We start from the raw sequence: 19,492 nt of genomic DNA on the forward strand, positions 1-19,492 counted from the left end.
CAGGAGCAAGCCTTTTGGGTTACCTTTTTGCTGGGCCGGCACTCCGGCGTTTGAAAAAGGTGACTCGCCGTAAGGGCGAAACCGCCAGCCGCCACGACCGCAGCAACGGATATGCCCCCAAAATCAGCCCAATAAACGACGCCTACTCAGGCAACTCAACCAACCCATCAACATCCGTCATCGCCCGCTCGAGCAAATCCGCCGGCAAGCTCTTGCTCGCCCGCGCACCGAGCAACTTCAACTGCTCACTGCGGCTGACCAGATTACCGCGCCCCTCTGTCAGCTTGTTCCGCGCCGAGCTGTAAGCCTTGTCCAGCTGCTGCAGACGATTGCCCACTTCGTCCAGATCCTGAATAAACAACACGAACTTGTCGTACAGCCAACCCGCGCGCTCGGCGATTTCCCGGGCGTTCTGGCTCTGCCGCTCCTGCTTCCACAGACTGTCAATCACCCGCAGCGTGGCCAACAGCGTAGTCGGACTGACGATGACGATATTGCGGTCGAAAGCGTCCTGAAACAGCGACGGCTCAGCCTGCAATGCCGCAGAAAATGCCGCTTCGATCGGTACGAACAGCAAAACGAAATCGAGGCTGTGCAAGCCTTCCAGACGCTTGTAATCCTTGCCGGCCAGACCTTTCACATGATTGCGCAGCGACAACACGTGCTGCTTGATCGCGACCTGCCCCAACGTGTCGTCATCAGCCGCAACATATTGTTGATAGGCCGTGAGGCTGACTTTCGAGTCGACCACCACCTGCTTGTCGCCGGGCAGATAAATGATCACATCGGGCTGGAAGCGCTCACCGTCCGGGCCTTTGAGATTGACCTGAGTCTGATACTCGCGGCCCTTCTCCAGACCCGCGTGCTCAAGAACGCGCTCGAGGATCAGTTCGCCCCAATTGCCCTGGGTTTTCTGGCCCTTGAGCGCGCGAGTCAGGTTGGTCGCTTCGTCGCTCAAACGCAGATTCAATGCCTGCAAACGCTCCAGCTCCTTGGCCAGCGAGAAGCGCTCGCGGGCTTCGGCCTGATAGCTTTCTTCAACGCGTTTTTCAAAGGACTGGATGCGCTCTTTCAACGGATCAAGCAACTGCCCGAGCCGCTGCTGGCTGGTTTCGGCAAAGCGCTGCTCACGCTCATCGAAGATCTTGCCGGCCAGCTCGGCGAACTGCGCACGCAGCTCATCACGTGAGCCTTGCAGGTCGTTGAGACGTTGTTGATGGCTTTCCTGTTGCTCGCGCAGTTCGGCGCTCAGCGAGGCAGCGTGGGCGTCCAGGCGGCGTAACTCAGCATCCTTGTTGGCGCGTTCGAGGTTCCAGGCGTGGGATGCATCGCGGGCGTCGTCGCGCTCGATCTGCAGCAATTCGACTTCGCGGCGCAGGGCGGCGAGGTCTGCCTGTTTGGCGGCGTTAGCCTGACCGAGGTCGGCGATCTCATCGCGGCTCGCTTCAAGCTGCGCGGTGAGGCCGTCCTGGGCCAGTTGCGCCATGGCCAGGCGCTCTTCGAGCAAGGCCAGATCGGCCTGGGCGTTGCTGGCCCGGCGTTGCAGTTGCCAGGCCAGCGCCAGCAGCGGCACCCCTGCTGCCGCAAGACCAAGCAATATGCTGGTCAAGTCCATAGCCATAGCAACTCCTGCCAATCGGATAAAGCCTGAAGGTTAACCAAGGTGTCTGGGCTTGGACAGCTCAGTCTTCGATCAGACCGAGTTCCTGCTGCGCGCGACGGTCACCGGCACGGGCGGCCTGACGCAGCAGCTCTTGGCCGATACGTCGGTCACGGGCATTGCCGCACTCCCGGCAAATCAATTGGCCGAGACGGCTCTGTGCAGCGACCACACCTTCACGGGCCGGTTGCTTGAGCAGACGGCCAGCGAGGTGTTTGGCGCTGGGACTGTCGCTCAGGCGCGGCGCATCGAGCAGCCACTCAGCCACACGTACGGAAAAACGCTTGGGAGCGGTAACAGAGGTCGGATTGGAGGTAACAGAGTCTGATACTGAGCGAAACTTCATAAAGCACTGCGGGACAGATCGGAAGGCGCGCCACTTTACTCTCTTTTTCTTACAGGTAAAGTCGAAAAAAACCCGGCACGCCCGTGCTAGAGCAAGCGCTAGGGACAATCCACAGAAGCTGTGGATAAGTCAGTGGACAACCGCTCTACGATCCCCGCAAAGCCTTATGGAATGGGGCTCGCAGTCAAACTGACGATTTTTTCACCAACAAAAAAAGACGATATTTTTCATTGACTTAAACTTTTGATACAGGCAGCGACTGGAGTCAGGATCGATGTGACAGTTGCGTTACGCTCTGCGCAACTAATGTGCACAAGTACCTGTGAGCCGGTTATATGCGTGCGCTTTTTCGGGTCATTTTGCGCAGCTGCGAGCGACCGAAAGGCTCTGCGAAAAGCATGCACGCCGACGGACGGTGCGACACGACCTCTCCCTGTGATCCTTTTTTGGGTCATGGGGTTTGCTTCGCCCGAACGGATCCGTTACTATCCGCGGCGTTAGTACCAAGCTGAAAGTCAATTCCGGTCGAACATCTCCCCACGGTCAACTTCCAACAGGAAGACATTGCCGAAAAAAGCGGGAACGACCCCTCGATGGTTTCCAGGTAAATCTTGCGACGACGCTGCCTTTGAACGAAAACAAAGGGCGTTGCGAAGAACACTTACTCTGACCGAACCAACCTGCAAATTGATCAGGATCTTCACCCCGGGCCCAGAACCTTTGCCCTCGCTGTGATGCCTGTCCTCCTAAGTACCTACCTGCCAGCCCAAGCGCGCACATTTATCAGCGCTTCAAACTGGCTGCTTTGTTCCAGTCGGGTTCTTCGTTCGATCAATGGTGATCAACGTTACTGGAACGTTTTAACGTTGCACGGTTCTTATCCGTGTCATTTGTAGGAACACCTAATAACTATGTCTACTCAAATCCAGACTCAGGATGCCATTCGCACCCTAACCAACGCTTTTGCTCCAATGAACTGCCTGATCATGGCCGCTCGCAAAGGCTGCTTCAGCTTCACCGTGGTCAATGAACACGGCATCGCTCGTCACAGCGAGCGTTTGTACCCCGACCAATACTCCAGCGCCGAACCGCTGCAGGCCGTGATCGAGCGTACCCGTCAGGCACTGGTTGCCTGAAAGCCGGACAGGCTGCAAAAGCAAAGCCCTGCTGAAAAGCGGGGCTTTTTATTGCCTGATATTTCACTTTTAGCGCTGCGCTTCTAAGCATGTTCCGATCTAACGCCCGGGATGCGATGGCGGAAATATTTTAAAAACAGGCCTTTACACGCTGAATATGACACTACACTTCAACTCAAGCGGCTTGACCCGCTTGCGGCGAGCCTGAGTCGATCCACTGCTGCCAAGGCCCCTTCAGGACTCGCCCTCAACAACAAGAACCGAGGGTGTTATGGGTATCGCTGCCAGCGAACTGTGCCGCTATGTGATCCGTCCCACACTGATTTATCTGGGACGCCACTGCGCAACTGCCGAATCCCTGCTGCTGGGTATCGCCGCCAGCCAGTCCGCCCTCGGGTCTGCCCTGCATGACCGCCGTGGCCACGGCCTCTACCGGATTGCCGAACATCGCCATCAGGCCCTCTGGGATGATTATCTGGCGCTCGATCCGGAGCGCGCCAGCCTGGTGCGCGGCCTGGCCAGTCAGCATGCGTTCCTCAGCGGCCCGCATCTGGAACTGACCGTCAACCTGCGTTACGCCACGGCCATCGCCTGGCTGCTGATAGAAGAACAACACCCCACCCTCCCCGCTCCGACCGACCTGCTCGGCATGGCGCGTATCTGGCGCCAGACCTTTCAACCGCAAGGCCGTTTGCGCGACTTCACCTATGCCTGGCAAACCTGTGTTTCACCGCTGAATCAGGTCGCTTGCTGACCGGGCGGTTTCACAAGTTCTCCCATCAGGTCGCCATTTTGGTCGGATTGTCCTACAAAACCGCTCTAACTCAAGGCATACAGGCTATAGCGCTGGGACGAAAATGTTGGTAATTTTCGCCCCGGTGATCACCAGGAGTTCTAATAATGAAAAAAGTCATGCTCAAAACCACCCTTAGCCTCGCCGTTACCCTTGCCTCTACACAAATCTTCGCGGCAGGTTTTGCCCTCAACGAACAAAGCATCAGTGGGATGGGGACTGGTTTTGCCGGGCGATCTTCTTCTGCCGACGACGCAAGCACTGTTTATGGCAACCCGGCCGGCATGGCGCGCATCAAGCGCGAACAAGTCACCGGTGGTGTCGCCGTTGTCGATGCACACACCGATATCAGCAACGCCAGCTCCAGCCCTAACGGCGGTAGCAACAAAGGCGACATGGTGCCCTTCACCGCTGTACCTATGGGCTTCTATGTAAAACCGATCGATGACCACTGGGCATTCGGTCTCGGTGTGTACGTACCGTTCGGTCTGATCACGGATTACGAAAACGGCTTCGCCGGTCGTTACTTCGGCAGCAAGTCCGAAGTACAAGTCATCACTTTCCAGCCAACCGTCAGCTACGCCTTCAACGACAAGGTGTCGATCGGTTTCGGCCCGACCATCAACCGCATCGACGGCTCGCTGGAATCCAACCTGTCGATCACCCAGGCACTGCCGGACGGCAAGGTCAAGATCAAGGGTGACGATACCGCGCTGGGTTACAACGTCGGCTTGCTGGTCCAGGCCACCGACACCACCCGTGTCGGCCTGACCTACCACTCCAAGGTCGACTACAAGCTCGAAGGCGACACCAAGGTCAACTACAACGCCCTGGCGCTTGTGGGCGTTGGCGCCAACCAGAAGTACGACGCTTCGCTGAAGATCACCACGCCGGAATCCGTGGACCTGTCGGTCACCCAGGCAATCAACGATCGCTGGAACGTATATGCCGGCACCACCTGGACCCGCTGGAGCCAGCTCGAGAAGATCACCGTGAAGAACTCCGGCGTGCAACCTCTGCTGGCCGGTCAGTTCGGCTCGATCAACGAAGACCAGAACTGGCATGACTCCTGGGCCTATGCCGTGGGTACCTCGTACCAGTTGAACAAGGAATGGGTGCTGCGTACCGGTCTGACCTTCGACCAGTCGCCAACCAATAACGAAGACCGCTCGCCGCGTATCCCGACTGGCGACCGCACCATCTTCAGTATCGGTGCCGGCTGGAGCCCGACGGACGACCTGACCATCGACGTCGCGTACTCGTACCTCAAAGAAGAGTCGGTCAACATCCGCAACGAAAACGCGCGTGGCCAGACCTACGATGCCAAGTATGAAAACTCGGCAAACGGCTTCGGTGTCGGCGCGACTTACCGCTTCTGATGCACCGTGGCGAGGCTAACCCCTCGCCCACCAAAAAGCCCCGCTCTCTTTACAGAGGCGGGGCTTTTTCATGCCTGAAAATTTGTACAACCCGTAGGAGCTGACGAGTGCAACGAGGCTGCGATCTTTTGATCTTGCTTTTACCTTCAGAGAATCAAGATCAAAAGATCGCAGCCTGCGGCAGCTCCTACAGGATCATCACAAGGCTTCAGGGCTTCAGGGCTTCAGGGCTTCAGCGGTTTGGAGGCAATGGCCTTCTCGATCGCCGCGATAAACTCGGGGTCATCCGGTTTGGTCAAACTGGAAAAACTCGCCACCACCTTGCCCTGCCGGTCGACCACATACTTGTAGAAATTCCACTTCGGCGCATTGCTCTGCGCGGCCAATACCTGGAACAGATGCGTGGCGTCGTCGCCGCGAACCTTCTGCGGCTCGGTCATGTTGAAGGTCACGCCATAGTTGGCGTAACAGACCTTGGCGGTTTCGGCGCTGTCCTTGGACTCCTGCTTGAAGTCATTGGACGGCACGCCGAGCATCTCCAGCCCTTGCGCCTTGTAGCGCTTGTTCAGCGCCTCGAGGCCTTCGAACTGCGGGGCGAAACCGCAGAAGCTGGCGGTATTGACTACCACCAGCGGCTTGTCGGCGTACTGCTTGCACAGATCGATGGATTCCTTGGCGCGCAGCTTCGGCAGCGAGCCTTGCAGCAGCTCAGGACAATCGGCGGCCTGGGCCAGGCCAGTCAACGCCATCAGCAACGCGGGAACAGCACACCAGCGCATCAACATGTCGAATTTCCTTGGGCAGTCATCAGGCTTCGACGTTACTCGCCACGCTGCCATCTAGCAAATACTCATGCCCAACTGCATCAGCGCCAGACCGCCGCGCTGCCAGCCCCACCACACCAGCGCCAACAGCGCTGCAGCCAGTGCGGCAACAACGACCCGCGCGCAGATCCGGCTCATGCTGCACTCGCCGCAGCTTGCAGGCGCGCCACCGGACGCTCGCGCACCGGCCAGTTCAGCGCCGCCGCGAGCAGGCTCAAGAGAACCGCCACTTGCCAGATCAAGTCATAACTCCCGGTACGGTCGTACACCACCCCGCCCAGCCAGCCACCAAGGAACGAGCCGAGCTGATGGAACAGAAAGACAATGCCACCGAGCATGGACAAATTGCGCACGCCGAACAAGGTCGCCACCGTACCGTTGGTCAACGGCACCGTCGACAGCCACAGGAAACCCATGGCCATACCGAACAGGTACGCCGACATGGTCGTCACCGGCAACCACAGGAACAGCACGATCACCACCGCGCGCAGCAGATACAACGCTGTCAGCAGGCGCGGTTTGGACATGCGGCCACCGAGCCAACCGGCGGTGTAAGTGCCGAAGATATTGAACAGTCCGATCAACGCCAGCACCGTAGTGCCAACACTGGCGGGCAGATGCTGATCGACCAGATACGCTGGCAAGTGCACACCGATGAACACCACCTGAAAACCGCAGACAAAAAAGCCGAACGCCAGCAGCCAGAAACCGGAGTGCGAGCAGGCCTCACGCAGCGCTTCGGAAAGAGTCTGTTCATGGCCAAGCACCGGCAGCGGCTTGTCCTTGAGCATGCTCACCAGCGGCACAATCATCGCCACCAACAGGCCCAGCACCAACAGCGCGGCCGACCAGCCGAGCCAGCCGATCAGGCCCAGCGTGCCCGGCAACATCGCAAACTGGCCGAACGAACCGGCGGCGCTAGCGATACCCATGCCCATGCTGCGTTTCTCTGGCGGCACAGCACGACCCACAACACCAAGAATGACTGAAAACGAAGTGCCCGAAAGACCGATACCGATCAGCAGACCGGCACTCAGTGACAGAGTCACCGCCGAATCAGACAGGCCCATGCACACCAGGCCCGCCGCGTAGAGGATCCCACCGACCAGCACCACTTTCGCCGCGCCGAAGCGGTCGGCCAGGGCGCCGGTGAATGGCTGCGCCAGACCCCAGATCAGGTTTTGCAGGGCGATGGCGAAAGCAAATACCTCCCGACCCCAACCAAATTGCGCGCTCATCGGCGACAGGAACAGACCGAACCCGTGGCGCACGCCCAATGACAACGCCAGGATCAGCGCACTCCCCAGCAACACCCAACCGCACGTACGCCACATTGATGTCATTGTTATTCTCCAGTCGCGGGTATATACCCGCTTGAGCGCGAAAAAACCGGCGTCAGGCCAGTTCGTCGAGCAGTTTGAGCAAGGTTTCGCGCTTCTCGGCACCGAGACGGTCGATCAGCCGCTGTTGCGCCGCTTCCCACGCCGGCAATGCCGCTGCCAGGCGCTGCACGCCGGTTTCGGTGAGGCGCACGATGCGGTTGCGCATGTCCTCGCCTTCGGCCAGCGCCACCAGACCTTCGCCCTCGAGCACGCGCAAGTTGCGCCCCAAAGTGCTGCGATCCAGGCCCATGGCTTCGGCCAGTTCGGAAATGCTCGGTTGCTCCAGCCGCTGCAGATTACACAGCAGAGAATACTGGGCAACGTTGATCCCGAAGCCGTCGAGAGCGCCGTCGTAATGCCTGCTGACGCCACGCGCGGCGCGACGCAGGTTGGTGCACAAACACTGAGAAGGAAGCATGATGCGTGTATATACCCGCGAGTGTGTTAAATCAAGTTACAGATGAGTTTACTCTGCACATCATTATTGCCGGTGAGGCCGCCTTCGCGAGCAGGCATCATCTCCGCAAATCCTTCAGACCAAAGCGAGCCCCACCAACACCCCCATCTCCAGCAATTCCAGCAACGCCCCCGCCGTGTCCCCGGTAGCCCCGCCCAACCGCCGCATCATCAAACGCCGCAGCCAGACAAACCCGACCAGCGAAATCAGCACCGCGCCGATACCCGCGATCAACACGCAGCCCAGCGCACTCAACCCCAGCACCCACCACCCCGCTCTACGCGGCAGATGATCGGCCAGCGCCTGACCCAAGCCACCCGCACGCACATACGGCGTAGTCAGAAACAACCCCAACAGCGCCGCTCGCCCGAGCACCGGCACGATGATCAGCGCCAGGGTATGCCCTTGCTCGATCAGTGCCAGCAGCGCGGCAAATTTGAGCAACAACACCAGCACCAGCGTGACCACCGCAATCGGCCCGCTGCGCGGATCTTTCATGATCGTCAACGTGCGCTCGCGATCACCAAAACCGCCGAGCCAGGCATCGGCGCTGTCGGCCAGGCCATCGAGATGCAGCGCGCCGCTGAGCAATACCCACACGGTCAGCAACAGCGCCGCATGCAGTAACATCGGCGCGCCGGCCAACAACAGATTCAACGCGAAGAGGATCAGCCCGAACAGCAATCCCACCAGCGGATAAAACAGCAGCGAACGGCCAAGCTGTTGCGGCTCAGGCATGCCCGGCAGGCGAATCGGCAGGCTGCTGAGAAACTGCAAGGCGATCCACAGCGGCAACATCTCAGTGACCTTCCTTGAGCGCGCCGTCAGCCTCGACCGTCAGCGCAAACAGCGCACCGTGGCCGACCTCGACATTCAGCAACTGTTCACGTGGCAGCTCTCGTGCCTGCGCCAGCAACAAACGCATCACGCCGCCGTGGCTGACCAGCAGAATCCGTTCGCCGGCGTAAGCCGCGTGCAATCGCGCAACCGCCGCCAACACCCGCGCGGAAAACGCGCTGACCGGCTCCCCCTGCGGTGGCGTGAAGCCATAGGGATCAGCCCAGAACAGCCCCAGCGCTTCAGCATCCGTTTCCATCAACGCCGCCGCGCTCTGCCCTTCCCACGCGCCGAAATGCAGCTCTTGCAGATCCTTGTCCAGATGCACGGACAGGTTCAGTTGCTCGCCGAGTTCAGCAGCGAAGCGCGCGCAGCGCTGCAATGGCGAACTGATGATACGATCCCACGGCCCGCCGTTGACCACCGCCGCACGCATCTGCGTCCAGCCGTTTGCGGTCAGCGCATCGTCGAGGCTGCCGCGCAAGCCGCCGCCGAGTTCCGTTTCGCCGTGGCGCAGCAGATCCAGGCGCAGGCTCATGCCGGGCGATCCGCCACGGCTGCTTCGGCGAATGTCGCCATTTGCCCGTGCAGGTCACACGCCAGGCGCAACAACGGCACCGCCAACGCCGCGCCACTGCCCTCGCCCAGGCGCAGGCCGAGCTCGAGCAGCGGCTCGGCGCTCAAGGTTTCCAGCACATGGCGATGGCCCGGCTCGGCACCGCGATGGCCGAACAACAGCCACTCACGACAGGCTGGATTCAAGCGCACCGCGACCAGTGCCGCGACCGTGCAGATGAAGCCGTCGACCAGCACCGCAATGCCTTCCTGCGCGCAGGCCAGATAAGCGCCGACCAACGCGGCAATCTCGAAACCGCCGACATTGAATAGCGTCTGCAAGGCATCGCCACGCTGTGCGGCATGCAGCGCCAGCGCGCGTTCGATCACCTGTGCCTTGTGGCTGACGCCAGCGGCATTCAGCCCGGTGCCGGGACCGGTCAGGTGCGCCACCGGGCAATCGAGCAAGGCACAGGCCAGCGCACTGGCCGCCGTGGTGTTGCCGATGCCCATTTCGCCACCGATGAACAACTGGGTGCCGGCGGCTTTCGCGCGCAAGACGCTGTCGCGACCGGCCTGCAAAGCCGATTCGCCCTGCGCCTGAGTCATCGCTGCGCCCTGTGCGAAGTTCGCCGTTCCCTCGCCGATGTTCAGATGGCGCACGCCGGGCAGATTCAGCGTCGGATTCACCGTGCCCAGATCGACCACTTCCATCTGCGCGCCGAGCTGACGCGCCAGCACGCTGATCGCCGCGCCGCCGCTGACAAAGTTGAGCAGCATCTGCCCGGTAACTTCCTGCGGATAAGCCGATACGCCTTCGGCTACCACGCCATGGTCGCCAGCGAAAATCGCGATCCAGACTTGATCCAGCGTTGGCTTGAGCTGACCTTGCAGACCGGCCAGTTGCACGGCCACCGATTCAAGGCGCCCCAACGAACCCGCCGGTTTGGTCAGTTGCTGCTGGCGCTCGGTCGCTTGCGCGATGATGTCCGGGTTCACGGTTTTGCACGGGTTCAGCCACCAGGTCGGGCTCATAACGCAGGTCCTTTCAAAGTCAGGGGCAGGCCGGCGACGGTCAGGACAACTCGCTGACAACGCTCGGCCAGAGCTTGATGCAGCCAACCGGCTTCATCGACATAGCCGCGGGTCAATTCGCCCAGCGGCACGACACCCATTCCGGTCTCGTTGCTGACAAAAATGATTTCACCCGGCAACGACGCCAGGCAGTCGAGCAAGGCTTCACGCTCGGCGGCGAGACGTTCGGCGTCGTCGAGCATCAGCAGATTGGTCAGCCACAGGGTCAGGCAATCGACCAGCAGGCAGCGCTCGGCGCCGGCGGATTCGCGCAGCACGCGGGCCAGTTCCAGCGGCTCTTCGATCAACGCCCATTCGACCGGGCGACGTGCGCGATGATGGGCGACGCGTTGATTCATTTCGCCGTCCAGCGGTTGGCTGGTGGCGATGTAGGTGACCGCCAGATGGCTGTCGCTGGCGAGTTTTTCCGCCAGACGACTCTTGCCGGAGCGGGCGCCGCCGAGGATCAGTTGGAGCATGGGTTCATCCAAAAATGTGTGGTAAGGCAACCGGCCCCCTCCGCGAGCGGGCTCGCTCCCACCGTTGATCGCGTCTCCCTGTGGGAGCGAGCCTGCTCGCGAAGAGGCCAGCCCGGACAACTCAAATCCCACAGAGCTGACGCAACAGCCCGGTATCCAGATGCTTCTCCACCAGATCCGCCAGCCGCTCGATGTCGCGTTCGCGCAAGCCGTGGTAATCGACTTCCTGCACATCACTCAACCCGGCCCAGCGCAGCAACGCCGCGCTCGCCTCGGGGGATTCGAACAAGCCATGCAGATAGGTGCCGAACACCTGACCATCGGCACTCTGCGCGCCATCGCAACGACCGTCGTCCAGATGCACCGCCGGATTTTCCAGAGCCGGCCCGGTGGTCACGCCAGCATGGATTTCATAACCGATGACTGCGGCGTTTTCCAGCGTCAGCCGCCCGCGCACGTTGCGCAGTTGCTTGTCGGCTTCGAGCTGGGTTTCGAACGCCAGCAGCCCCAGACCGGCGCTGGAGCCGGCAGCGCCTTCCAGCCCAAGCGGATCGTGCACCTGTTCACCGAGCATCTGCAGACCGCCGCAAATCCCCAGCACCTTGCCGCCGTAGCGCAGATGCCGATTGATCGCCGCATCCCAACCGTTGGCGCGTAGATAAGCCAGATCACTGCGCACGCTTTTCGAGCCCGGCAGGATGATCAGGTCGGCGGCGGGAATCGCCTGGCCCGGGCCGACGAATTGCAGATCCACCTGCGGATGCAGACGCAGCGGGTCGAAGTCGGTGTGATTGCTGATGCGCGGCAGCACCGGCACCACCACTTTCAACACCTGCTCGGCCTTGTCGGTCTGGCGTTGGTCGATGCCGTCCTCGGCTTCAAGGTGCAGGTCCATCACGTACGGCAACACGCCGACCACCGGTTTGCCGGTGCGTTGTTCCAGCCAGTCGAGGCCCGGTTGCAACAAGGCGATATCGCCGCGAAAGCGGTTGATGATGAAGCCTTTGACCCGCGCCTGTTCGCTCGGTGAAAGCAATTCCAGCGTGCCGACCAAATGCGCAAACACGCCGCCGCGATTGATGTCGGCGATCAGCAAAACCGGGCAATCCACCGCTTCGGCAAAGCCCATGTTGGCAATGTCGCCGGCGCGCAGATTGATCTCCGCCGGCGAACCGGCGCCTTCGACCATTACCAGCGGATACGCAGCGCTGAGTCGCTCGTGCGAGGCGAGCACCGCTTGCATCGCGATGGCCTTGTAATCGTGATAAGCGACGGCGTTCATCGTCGTCACCGCGCGGCCATGAATGATCACTTGCGCGCCGGTGTCGCTGTTGGGCTTGAGCAATACCGGATTCATATCGGTGTGCGGTTCAAGACCGGCCGCTTGCGCCTGCACTGCCTGCGCGCGGCCGATCTCGCCGCCGTCAGCGGTGACTGCGCTGTTGAGCGCCATGTTCTGCGGTTTGAACGGCACCACCGCCACGCCCTGGCGGGTGGCCCAGCGGCACAACGCCGTCACCAAAGTGCTTTTGCCGGCATCGGACGTGGTGCCTTGCACCATCAGAGTGGTCATGGGTGGTCCTTGGTGAAAGCTTGCAAAGCCTGTTCGAGACGCAGCGCTTGCGCGGCATCCGCTGGCAGGCCGAAACGCACGCTGCTGTTGTGGCTGAACAGGCGCAGGAGGATGCCGCGCCGGGCGAGGAATTCGTGCAGCGCTTCGGCGTGCTCGGTGATCAGCCACTGAAACAGCGCGCAGCCACCCTGCGGTGCAAAACCGCAACGGGTCAGCAGCGCCGCCAACCGCTCGCTCGCTTCATCGCTGCGGATCCGCTGACGGGTATGGCCCTCGGTGTCTTGCAGGCACGCCGTACCGAGCACCCGCGTCGGCCCGCTCACCGCCCACGGCCCGACCTGTTCGGCGAGCAGTTTGAGCAACTTGCGCTCGGCCAGAACGAAACCGAGGCGCACCCCGGCCAGACCGAAAAACTTGCCGAACGAACGCAACACCACCAGCCCGACCTGATGCGCATAGGGCGCCAGGCTCAGTTGCGGCGTGTTGTCCATGAACGCTTCATCGACCACCAGCCAGCCGCCACGTTGCGCCAGCCGCGCATGCCAGTCGAGCAGGCGCGCCGGGGTCAGGCTGAGTCCGGTCGGGTTGTTCGGATTGACCACCACCAGCACATCAAGACTGTCGAGAAAGAATTCGACTTCCTGCTCGAGTACTTCACGGACAATGTAACCGCTGCGCCGCCACGCTTCGGCATGCTCGGCATAGCACGGCGACAACACGCCGACCTTGCCGGCCCGACGCAGACGCGGCAGCAGCTGGATAGCCATTTGCGAGCCGGCCACCGGTAGCACCTGCGCGGCGCCGTAATAATCGCAGGCGGCCTGTTCCAGTCCGTCATCGGTTTCCGGCAACCGCGCCCAGGCGCGTAGCGGGATCTCCGGGATCGGGAACGGCCATGGCGCGAGGCCGCTGGACAGGTCAAGCCAGTCGGCCTCGGCGATCCCGTAATCGAGTGCAGCCTTGCGCAGCCGGCCACCGTGCTCAAGCATAAAATTCCGCCCCCAGGCAAAGCATCAGCAGCCATAACCATACGCCGCGCTGGACCAATTGCCAGCCACGGTCGATGGAATCAGCATCGGCCGGCGCACCCTCGCCCAATTGCGGGCGCTCGTGCAGTTCGCCGTGATAGATCGCCGGGCCACCCAACTCGACGCCCAGCGCACCGGCACCGGCCGCCATCACCGGGCCGGCGTTGGGGCTGTCCCACTTTGGCGCCTGGGTGCGCCAGCACTTGAGCGCGAGTCGGGTTTTGCCGAGCAGCGCGTAGGTCAATGCCACCAGACGCGCAGGAATGTAGTTCAACACGTCGTCGATTTTCGCCGCCGCCCAGCCGAAACGCTCGAAGCGTTCGTTGCGATAACCCCACATCGCATCGAGGGTATTGCTCAAGCGATACAGAACCACGCCCGGCGCGCCGGCGACGACAAACCAGAACAGCGCAGCGAACACCGCATCGCTGCCGTTCTCCAGCACCGACTCAGTCGCGGCGCGGGCAACCGCAGTGCCGTCGAGTTCATCGGTCTGGCGACTGACCAGATAGCCGACGCGCTTGCGTGCCTCGTCCAGATCATCGGCGCGCAACGCCGCCGCAACCGGCGCGACATGTTCGCCGAGGCTGCGCATGCCGAGGGCGCAATACAACGCCAGGATCTCGACAATCCAGCCGACATAGGGCGCCCAGGAAAATGCTGTGGCGAGCAGAGTCAGCGGCAGCACCGCGAGCACCCACGCGGTCACGCCATGGCTGCGCCAGCCACGACCGCCAGCGTTGAAGCGTTGCTCAATGCGCCCGGCAAAATTGCCGAACGCCACCAGCGGATGCCAGCGTTTCGGTTCACCGAGCAGCGCATCCAGCGCTACCGCAGCGACACTCAGCAACGCCACACTCATTGACTCACTCCCCAATAATTTTCGTACAGCAGCTCGTTGAGCGGCCGCGCCTGCGCCCAGCCTTCAAGCACCAGCATCGGCGCCGGATAGAATTCCCTGACCGGGCCCAGACACAACACCGCCAGCGGCTTGGCACCGACCGGCAACTTGAGCAAATCCGCCAAGGCTTGCGGTTCGAACAGCGAGACCCAGCCCATGCCCAGGCCTTCAGCGCGGGAGGCCAGCCACAGATTCTGGATCGCGCAGGACAACGAGGCCATGTCCATTTCCGGCAAGGTGCGCCGACCGAAGATGTGCTTTTCGCGATCATCCATCAGCGCCGCGACCAGCACTTCTGCGCAATCGTTGATGCCTTCGACCTTGAGCTGCATGAACTCATCGCTGCGCTCGCCGAGGGCCTCGGCGGTGCGGATGCGCTCTTCTTCCACCAGATCGCGGATCTGCCCGCGCAGAGCGCGATCGCTGATGCGGATGAAGCGCCACGGCTGCATCAGGCCGACGCTCGGCGCTTGATGAGCGGCTTCGAGCAGACGACGCAGCAACTGCGGTTCGACGCTGCCGCCGGTGAAGTGGCGCATGTCGCGGCGTTCGGCGATGGCCTTGTAGACCGCCGCGCGTTCGGCTTCGGAGAATGTGTTGTCGGTCATGGCCCCATCGCTGGCAAGCCAGCTCCCACAGTGGGCGGTGCAATACCTGACGAAACGCAATCCCCTGTGGGAGCTGGCTTGCCAGCGATGGCGGTCTCAAGGCCGGGCGCAAACAGCGCAGCGACAGCCACAGGATTCGACGGGAAATAAAAGTGCACATAGGAAGCCGTCATCCGCCCCTCGCGATAAACCGCCTCAGCGCCGCGCCCGCCATTGGGACTCACCCCCCGGGCAATCGGCGTCAGCTCGGTGGTGGTCAGCGAATGATGATAGGTATGCCCACGCAACTCCCCTTCCGGCAGCTCAACCGCCTGCAACGCCAGCGCCGCGAGACGCTTCTGCATCGTTGCATCGCCCTTGAGCAAACCGACCAGCTCAGCACGGGTGCCTTCCACGTCGGTCAGCGAATGAAGCAGGTAAAGCATGCCGCCACATTCGGCGAGCAACGGCTTGCCCGCCGCGTGGTGCGCGCGGATTGCTGCAAGCATCGAGGTGTTCTGCGCCAGCGCGACGTGATGCAACTCTGGATAGCCGCCCGGCAGATACAGGCTGTCCGCCTCGGGCAATTGCGTGTCGCGGATCGGCGAGAAAAATTGCAGCTCGGCGCCCATCGCCCGCAGCAGATCGAGGCTGGCGCCATAGGTGAAGGCAAAGGCTTCATCGCGGGCGACGGCGATGCGCACACCATTCAATAAAGGCTCGGCGGCGATGAGGTCAGGCGCGGCGAATTCAACCGCCGGTGGCAGCGCGACTTGGCAACTGCTGGCCAGCGCATCGGCAGCCGCGTCGAGACGCAGATCCAGATCATTCAATTCGCTGGCCTGGACCAGACCGAGGTGGCGGCTCGGCAATTCGATGCCGGTCTCGCGGGACAGCGCACCGTACCAGCGCAAACCTTCGGTGAGGCTGCCTTCGAGCAATTGCGCATGGCGCAAGGTGCCGACGCGGTTGGCCAGCACGCCAGCGAACGGCAAGTCCGGCTGATACTTCGCCAGGCCCAGCGCCAAGGCGCCAAAGGTCTGCGCCATGGCGGTGCCGTCGATCACGCCGAGCACCGGCACACCGAAGTGGCGCGCCAGATCAGCGCTGGATGGCGTGCCGTCGAACAGGCCCATCACGCCTTCAATCAGAATCAGATCAGCCTCGGCGGCGGCTTCCCACAACAGGCGGCGACTTTCCTGCTCGCCGACCATCCACATGTCCAGTTGATACACCGGCGCACCGCTGGCGCGCTCGAGGATCATCGGGTCGAGAAAGTCCGGCCCGCATTTGAATACGCGCACCTTGCGCCCCTGATTGCGATGCAAACGGGCGAGTGCAGCGGTGACGGTGGTCTTGCCCTGACCGGAGGCCGGCGCGGCGATCAACACCGCCGGGCAGTGACGTGGTGGCTTCAAAGTTCGACGCCTTTCTGCGCTTTGATCCCGGCCTGGAAGGCGTGCTTGAGCATGCCCATCTCGGTGACCGTGTCGCCCATCTCGATCATTTCCGGCTTGGCGCCGCGACCGGTGACCACCACGTGCTGCATCGGCGGACGCGCCTGCAAATCGCTGAGCACCTGATCGAGATCGAGGTAGCCGTGCTTGAGGGCGATGTTCAATTCGTCGAGCACCACCAGACCGATCGAAGGGTCGCGCAACAATTCGCGCGAGACTTCCCAAGCGGCGGTCGCCGCGGCGATGTCGCGCTGACGATCCTGGGTTTCCCAGGTGAAGCCTTCGCCCATGACGTGGAAACGCACCTGCTCGGGGAAGCGGCGGAAAAACAATTCTTCGCCAGTGCTGTTGCGGCCCTTGATGAATTGCACCACGCCGCATTGCATGCCGTGGCCCATGGCGCGGGCGAGCATGCCGAATGCCGAGCTGCTCTTGCCTTTGCCGTTGCCGGTCAGCACCAGCACCAGGCCACATTCGTCGGGCGAGTTGGCAATGCGTTCGTCGATCACGGCTTTCTTGCGCTGCATGCGCGCCAGATGGCGTTCGTCACGCTCGGGGGAATCAGTCATGGGGGAGCTCTCCGTTGAGGCTGGATAACGGCGGGCAGGCACAAGAATAGACGGCAAAAAGCCTGGCATCGCCCACCGTGATGCCGTTGAGATGGATCAGGCCGGTCTCCGGGCTCATGAGCGGCGTTTCGCCTGACTGCGCGCCTTCCCGCTTCTTTCGAGGCAGTGGCTCAAGGCGCAGTTTTCACTCATTTACCGTTGCGGGGGCAGCGCCGGGATCGTCGTGGCTTCGCTTGAAGACCACACTCACCGGCTTCCCTGTTTCACTCTGTCGACGCGGGGCCACAGAGCACCTGAAACAAGCGGCGAAGGTTAGAGGGTTGGGGGTGGAGCGTCAATTGAAGAGGCGCTTTGCGCGCGAATAACTGCCGCTGATCAAATGTGCAGCGGCAATCTTGTGCCAGACTGTGACAAGTGATATCAAAGAGCCATGCTTTTTCCGAAAAGCCCACTACAACAATAAGGATGACGACGATGCAAGGCATGATCATCAGCAACCCGCGCTTGGAATTCCTGCGCCCGGTGCTGGAACGCTGGTTTGACTGTATCGATCGCTACAACACCGTTCGCGGCGACAACGACACGCCGTACTGGCACGACGAGAAAGCCAATCTGGGCCTGCTCGCGGCAGCGGCGTGGATGGCTGAAATGGTCACGCTGAACGACACCGCCACGCGCAAACAGAACGAAGAAGGCGAACGCAATGCCCGCGCCGATCTGTTAATTGCCGGCAGCGAAGACCGTGCATTCATTCAGGCCACGCAACGCTGGCCACGGGTCAACAACCTCAACCTGACCCAGGCCCTGCTCGACATCACCGTTGATGCCAAGCGCATCAGCTACGCAAGCGATCTCAAGCTCGGCTGCCTCTTCATCGCTCCGCAAAAAGCCCAGCACAGCGCCAGCCCTGAAGAACTGCAGGACATGGTCGACGACCTGCAAAAGGAACACACCTGCGCCGTGGCCTGGTATTTCCCCTACGCCTATCGCAAATTGCACAGCGACGCGGGCAACTATCATCCGGGCATCGCCGTGCTGTTCAAGGAAGCCCGCGGTTGAGCAGTTGAACCATCGGGCCTGCGCCCTCCTCTATGTTTAGGAATGCATTCATAGGGAAGATCAGCAATGCGCAAGGCCCCACTCGCTCTCATCATCGCCGTCGCTGGCGGGCTCGCTGCCTGCGGTGAAACCTCCAGCCTGCAAGTTTCCGACGGCACCGGTCCGTCACCGAAACTGCCCGAACCGAACAAGACACTGATCCCGACAGTCAACATCGCCCCGGCGGTGGGCTGGCCGGACGGCGCGAAACCGACCGCAGCGGCCGGCACCCAGGTCGCGGCGTTTGCCGAAGGACTCGATCACCCGCGCTGGCTCTACGTGCTGCCCAACGGCGATGTGCTGGTGGCGGAAACCAATGCGCCGCCCAAGCCCGATGACAGCAAAGGCATTCGTGGCTGGGTGATGAAGAAAGTCATGGGCAAGGCCGGTGCCGGCGTACCCAGCCCGAACCGCATCACCCTGCTGCGTGATGCCGACCACGATGGCGTCGCGGAAACCCGCACGGTGTTCCTGCAGAACCTCAATTCGCCGTTTGGCATGACGCTGGTTGGCAATGATTTGTACGTTGCCGACACCGACCGCCTGCTGCGCTTCAACTACGAGCCGGGCGCCACCGAGATCAAAACCCAACCGATCAAAGTCGTCGACTTGCCCGGCGGCACGCTGAATCACCACTGGACCAAGAACGTCATCGCCAGCAAGGACGGCAACAAGCTCTACGTCACCGTCGGCTCGAACAGTAACGTCGGCGAAAACGGTCTGGATCAGGAAGAAGGCCGCGCGGCGATCTGGGAAGTGGATCGGGCGACCGGCAATCACCGGATCTTCGCCTCGGGCATCCGCAACCCCAACGGCCTTGCCTGGGAACCCACCAGCGGCGCCTTGTGGACAGCGGTCAACGAGCGTGACGAAATCGGCAGCGATCTGGTGCCGGACTACATCACCTCGGTCAAGGACGGCGGCTTCTATGGCTGGCCGTTCAGCTACTACGGGCAACACGTCGATGTGCGAGTCAAACCGCAGAATCCTGATCTGGTGGCCAAGGCCATCGCTCCGGATTACGCCGTCGGTCCGCACACCGCTTCGCTGGGCCTGACCTTCGCCGAGGGCAACCGCTTGCCGGCGCAATTCAAGGAAGGCGCATTCATTGGCCAGCACGGCTCGTGGAACCGCAAACCGCACAGCGGCTACAAGGTGATTTTCGTGCCGTTCACTGGCGGCAAACCGACCGGGCAACCGGTGGATGTGCTGACCGGTTTCCTCGACAAGGACGAGAACGCGCTGGGCCGCCCAGTTGGCGTGGTCATCGATCAGCAAGGTGGCTTGCTGGTAGCGGATGATGTCGGGAACAAAGTATGGCGTGTGTCGGCCAGCAAATAAGCTAAGCACGACGTAA

Annotated in this window: 21 protein-coding genes and 1 riboswitch; of the genes, 5 read left to right on the plus strand and 16 right to left on the minus strand. The window is 61.7% G+C overall.

The genetic code is table 11. The features are described from left to right. Positions 1–142: 142 nt before the first annotated feature. Together JWU58_RS19380 and JWU58_RS19385 are read right to left on the minus strand one after the other, a co-directional pair. The gene (locus tag JWU58_RS19380) at positions 143–1,507 is read right to left on the minus strand and encodes a DNA recombination protein RmuC (protein ID WP_166554593.1); all 1,365 of its coding nucleotides are present in this window, start codon (positions 1,505–1,507) and stop codon (positions 143–145) included. 175 nt (positions 1,508–1,682) lie between these two features. Then, a complete protein-coding gene (locus tag JWU58_RS19385) occupies positions 1,683–2,006 on the minus strand; it encodes an SEL1-like repeat protein (RefSeq protein ID WP_024012181.1) in 324 nt (107 codons plus the stop codon). 911 nt (positions 2,007–2,917) lie between these two features. Here JWU58_RS19385 and JWU58_RS19390 point away from each other — a divergent pair. From JWU58_RS19390 to JWU58_RS19400, 3 genes are all read left to right on the plus strand, one after another. After that, positions 2,918–3,142 (plus strand): hypothetical protein, encoded by a 225-nt coding sequence (locus JWU58_RS19390; protein WP_016773719.1) that lies wholly within the window; start codon positions 2,918–2,920, stop codon positions 3,140–3,142. Positions 3,143–3,413: 271 nt separating this feature from the next. After that, positions 3,414–3,896, plus strand: coding sequence for a hypothetical protein (locus tag JWU58_RS19395; protein WP_122505975.1), 483 nt, complete (start codon positions 3,414–3,416; stop codon positions 3,894–3,896). A 146-nt stretch (positions 3,897–4,042) separates the two neighbouring features. Further along, positions 4,043–5,314, plus strand: coding sequence for an OmpP1/FadL family transporter (locus JWU58_RS19400; RefSeq protein ID WP_130902173.1), 1,272 nt, complete (start codon positions 4,043–4,045; stop codon positions 5,312–5,314). Between the two features lie 224 nt (positions 5,315–5,538). Here JWU58_RS19400 and JWU58_RS19405 read toward each other — a convergent pair whose 3' ends face one another. The 14 genes from JWU58_RS19405 to cobO all read right to left on the minus strand — a co-directional run bounded on the left by JWU58_RS19405 (position 5,539) and on the right by cobO (position 17,037). Next, the gene (locus JWU58_RS19405; RefSeq protein ID WP_071171497.1) at positions 5,539–6,099 is read right to left on the minus strand and encodes a glutathione peroxidase; all 561 of its coding nucleotides are present in this window, start codon (positions 6,097–6,099) and stop codon (positions 5,539–5,541) included. Positions 6,100–6,153: 54 nt separating this feature from the next. After that, positions 6,154–6,276, minus strand: a complete 123-nt coding sequence (locus JWU58_RS27405) for a hypothetical protein (RefSeq protein ID WP_016773715.1) — start codon at positions 6,274–6,276, stop codon at positions 6,154–6,156. Further along, positions 6,273–7,481 carry an MFS transporter gene (locus tag JWU58_RS19410; RefSeq protein ID WP_110601190.1) on the minus strand — a complete coding sequence of 403 codons (1,209 nt, stop codon included), beginning with the start codon at positions 7,479–7,481 and terminating at the stop codon, positions 6,273–6,275. Before JWU58_RS19410 ends, JWU58_RS27405 begins: the two co-directional genes overlap by 4 nt. A 52-nt stretch (positions 7,482–7,533) precedes the next feature. After that, a complete protein-coding gene (locus tag JWU58_RS19415; RefSeq protein ID WP_016773714.1) occupies positions 7,534–7,938 on the minus strand; it encodes a MarR family winged helix-turn-helix transcriptional regulator in 405 nt (134 codons plus the stop codon). 114 nt (positions 7,939–8,052) lie between these two features. After that, positions 8,053–8,775 (minus strand): adenosylcobinamide-GDP ribazoletransferase, encoded by a 723-nt coding sequence (locus JWU58_RS19420; RefSeq protein ID WP_206420816.1) that lies wholly within the window; start codon positions 8,773–8,775, stop codon positions 8,053–8,055. Between the two features lies 1 nt (position 8,776). Further along, positions 8,777–9,352, minus strand: coding sequence for an alpha-ribazole phosphatase family protein (cobC, locus tag JWU58_RS19425; protein WP_206420817.1), 576 nt, complete (start codon positions 9,350–9,352; stop codon positions 8,777–8,779). Then, the gene (cobT, locus tag JWU58_RS19430) at positions 9,349–10,404 is read right to left on the minus strand and encodes a nicotinate-nucleotide--dimethylbenzimidazole phosphoribosyltransferase (RefSeq protein WP_206420818.1); all 1,056 of its coding nucleotides are present in this window, start codon (positions 10,402–10,404) and stop codon (positions 9,349–9,351) included. The genes cobC and cobT overlap by 4 nt, the downstream gene beginning before the upstream one ends. After that, positions 10,401–10,922: a bifunctional adenosylcobinamide kinase/adenosylcobinamide-phosphate guanylyltransferase gene (gene cobU, locus JWU58_RS19435; RefSeq protein ID WP_206420819.1), complete on the minus strand. Its 522-nt coding sequence runs from the start codon at positions 10,920–10,922 to the stop codon at positions 10,401–10,403. Before cobU ends, cobT begins: the two co-directional genes overlap by 4 nt. Before the next feature lie 121 nt (positions 10,923–11,043). Beyond that, entirely contained in the window at positions 11,044–12,495 is a 1,452-nt protein-coding gene (locus tag JWU58_RS19440) for a cobyric acid synthase (RefSeq protein ID WP_206420820.1), read from the minus strand. Continuing rightward, a complete protein-coding gene (gene cobD / locus JWU58_RS19445; RefSeq protein ID WP_073472676.1) occupies positions 12,492–13,484 on the minus strand; it encodes a threonine-phosphate decarboxylase CobD in 993 nt (330 codons plus the stop codon). The genes JWU58_RS19440 and cobD overlap by 4 nt, the downstream gene beginning before the upstream one ends. Then, entirely contained in the window at positions 13,477–14,385 is a 909-nt protein-coding gene (cbiB, locus tag JWU58_RS19450) for an adenosylcobinamide-phosphate synthase CbiB (protein WP_206420821.1), read from the minus strand. The genes cobD and cbiB overlap by 8 nt, the downstream gene beginning before the upstream one ends. Beyond that, entirely contained in the window at positions 14,382–15,032 is a 651-nt protein-coding gene (bluB, locus tag JWU58_RS19455) for a 5,6-dimethylbenzimidazole synthase (RefSeq protein ID WP_125926989.1), read from the minus strand. Before bluB ends, cbiB begins: the two co-directional genes overlap by 4 nt. Next, positions 15,029–16,429, minus strand: a complete 1,401-nt coding sequence (locus tag JWU58_RS19460; protein WP_206420822.1) for a cobyrinic acid a,c-diamide synthase CobB — start codon at positions 16,427–16,429, stop codon at positions 15,029–15,031. Before JWU58_RS19460 ends, bluB begins: the two co-directional genes overlap by 4 nt. Beyond that, on the minus strand, positions 16,426–17,037 hold the full coding sequence (gene cobO / locus JWU58_RS19465; protein WP_016773703.1) for a cob(I)yrinic acid a,c-diamide adenosyltransferase: 612 nt from the start codon (positions 17,035–17,037) through the stop codon (positions 16,426–16,428). The genes JWU58_RS19460 and cobO overlap by 4 nt, the downstream gene beginning before the upstream one ends. An 82-nt stretch (positions 17,038–17,119) precedes the next feature. Next, a riboswitch (cobalamin riboswitch) is annotated at positions 17,120–17,349 on the minus strand. A 162-nt stretch (positions 17,350–17,511) separates the two neighbouring features. Here cobO and JWU58_RS19470 point away from each other — a divergent pair. Both JWU58_RS19470 and JWU58_RS19475 read left to right on the plus strand, forming a co-directional pair. Beyond that, complete coding sequence (locus JWU58_RS19470; protein ID WP_123442812.1) at positions 17,512–18,096, plus strand: hypothetical protein; 585 nt, start codon at positions 17,512–17,514, stop codon at positions 18,094–18,096. A 66-nt stretch (positions 18,097–18,162) separates the two neighbouring features. Then, positions 18,163–19,476: a PQQ-dependent sugar dehydrogenase gene (locus JWU58_RS19475; protein ID WP_206420823.1), complete on the plus strand. Its 1,314-nt coding sequence runs from the start codon at positions 18,163–18,165 to the stop codon at positions 19,474–19,476. The last annotated feature ends 16 nt before the right edge of the window (positions 19,477–19,492 follow it).

This window comes from Pseudomonas atacamensis, assembly GCF_017167965.1.
In the GTDB taxonomy this organism is placed as follows: Bacteria; Pseudomonadota; Gammaproteobacteria; order Pseudomonadales; family Pseudomonadaceae; genus Aquipseudomonas; species Aquipseudomonas atacamensis.

Coding starts and splice junctions, on each gene's coding strand:
- JWU58_RS19470 (WP_123442812.1), top strand. CDS start 17,512: ATGCAAGGCATGATCATCAGCAACCCGCGCTTGGAATTCCTGCGCCCG.
- JWU58_RS27405 (WP_016773715.1), bottom strand. CDS start 6,276: ATGAGCCGGATCTGCGCGCGGGTCGTTGTTGCCGCACTGGCTGCAGCG.
- JWU58_RS19390 (WP_016773719.1), top strand. CDS start 2,918: ATGTCTACTCAAATCCAGACTCAGGATGCCATTCGCACCCTAACCAAC.
- cobD (WP_073472676.1), bottom strand. CDS start 13,484: ATGCTTGAGCACGGTGGCCGGCTGCGCAAGGCTGCACTCGATTACGGG.
- JWU58_RS19400 (WP_130902173.1), top strand. CDS start 4,043: ATGAAAAAAGTCATGCTCAAAACCACCCTTAGCCTCGCCGTTACCCTT.
- cbiB (WP_206420821.1), bottom strand. CDS start 14,385: ATGAGTGTGGCGTTGCTGAGTGTCGCTGCGGTAGCGCTGGATGCGCTG.
- cobU (WP_206420819.1), bottom strand. CDS start 10,922: ATGCTCCAACTGATCCTCGGCGGCGCCCGCTCCGGCAAGAGTCGTCTG.
- JWU58_RS19420 (WP_206420816.1), bottom strand. CDS start 8,775: ATGTTGCCGCTGTGGATCGCCTTGCAGTTTCTCAGCAGCCTGCCGATT.
- JWU58_RS19440 (WP_206420820.1), bottom strand. CDS start 12,495: ATGACCACTCTGATGGTGCAAGGCACCACGTCCGATGCCGGCAAAAGC.
- JWU58_RS19475 (WP_206420823.1), top strand. CDS start 18,163: ATGCGCAAGGCCCCACTCGCTCTCATCATCGCCGTCGCTGGCGGGCTC.
- JWU58_RS19415 (WP_016773714.1), bottom strand. CDS start 7,938: ATGCTTCCTTCTCAGTGTTTGTGCACCAACCTGCGTCGCGCCGCGCGT.
- JWU58_RS19410 (WP_110601190.1), bottom strand. CDS start 7,481: ATGACATCAATGTGGCGTACGTGCGGTTGGGTGTTGCTGGGGAGTGCG.
- cobO (WP_016773703.1), bottom strand. CDS start 17,037: ATGACTGATTCCCCCGAGCGTGACGAACGCCATCTGGCGCGCATGCAG.
- bluB (WP_125926989.1), bottom strand. CDS start 15,032: ATGACCGACAACACATTCTCCGAAGCCGAACGCGCGGCGGTCTACAAG.
- cobT (WP_206420818.1), bottom strand. CDS start 10,404: ATGAGCCCGACCTGGTGGCTGAACCCGTGCAAAACCGTGAACCCGGAC.
- cobC (WP_206420817.1), bottom strand. CDS start 9,352: ATGAGCCTGCGCCTGGATCTGCTGCGCCACGGCGAAACGGAACTCGGC.
- JWU58_RS19385 (WP_024012181.1), bottom strand. CDS start 2,006: ATGAAGTTTCGCTCAGTATCAGACTCTGTTACCTCCAATCCGACCTCT.
- JWU58_RS19405 (WP_071171497.1), bottom strand. CDS start 6,099: ATGTTGATGCGCTGGTGTGCTGTTCCCGCGTTGCTGATGGCGTTGACT.
- JWU58_RS19395 (WP_122505975.1), top strand. CDS start 3,414: ATGGGTATCGCTGCCAGCGAACTGTGCCGCTATGTGATCCGTCCCACA.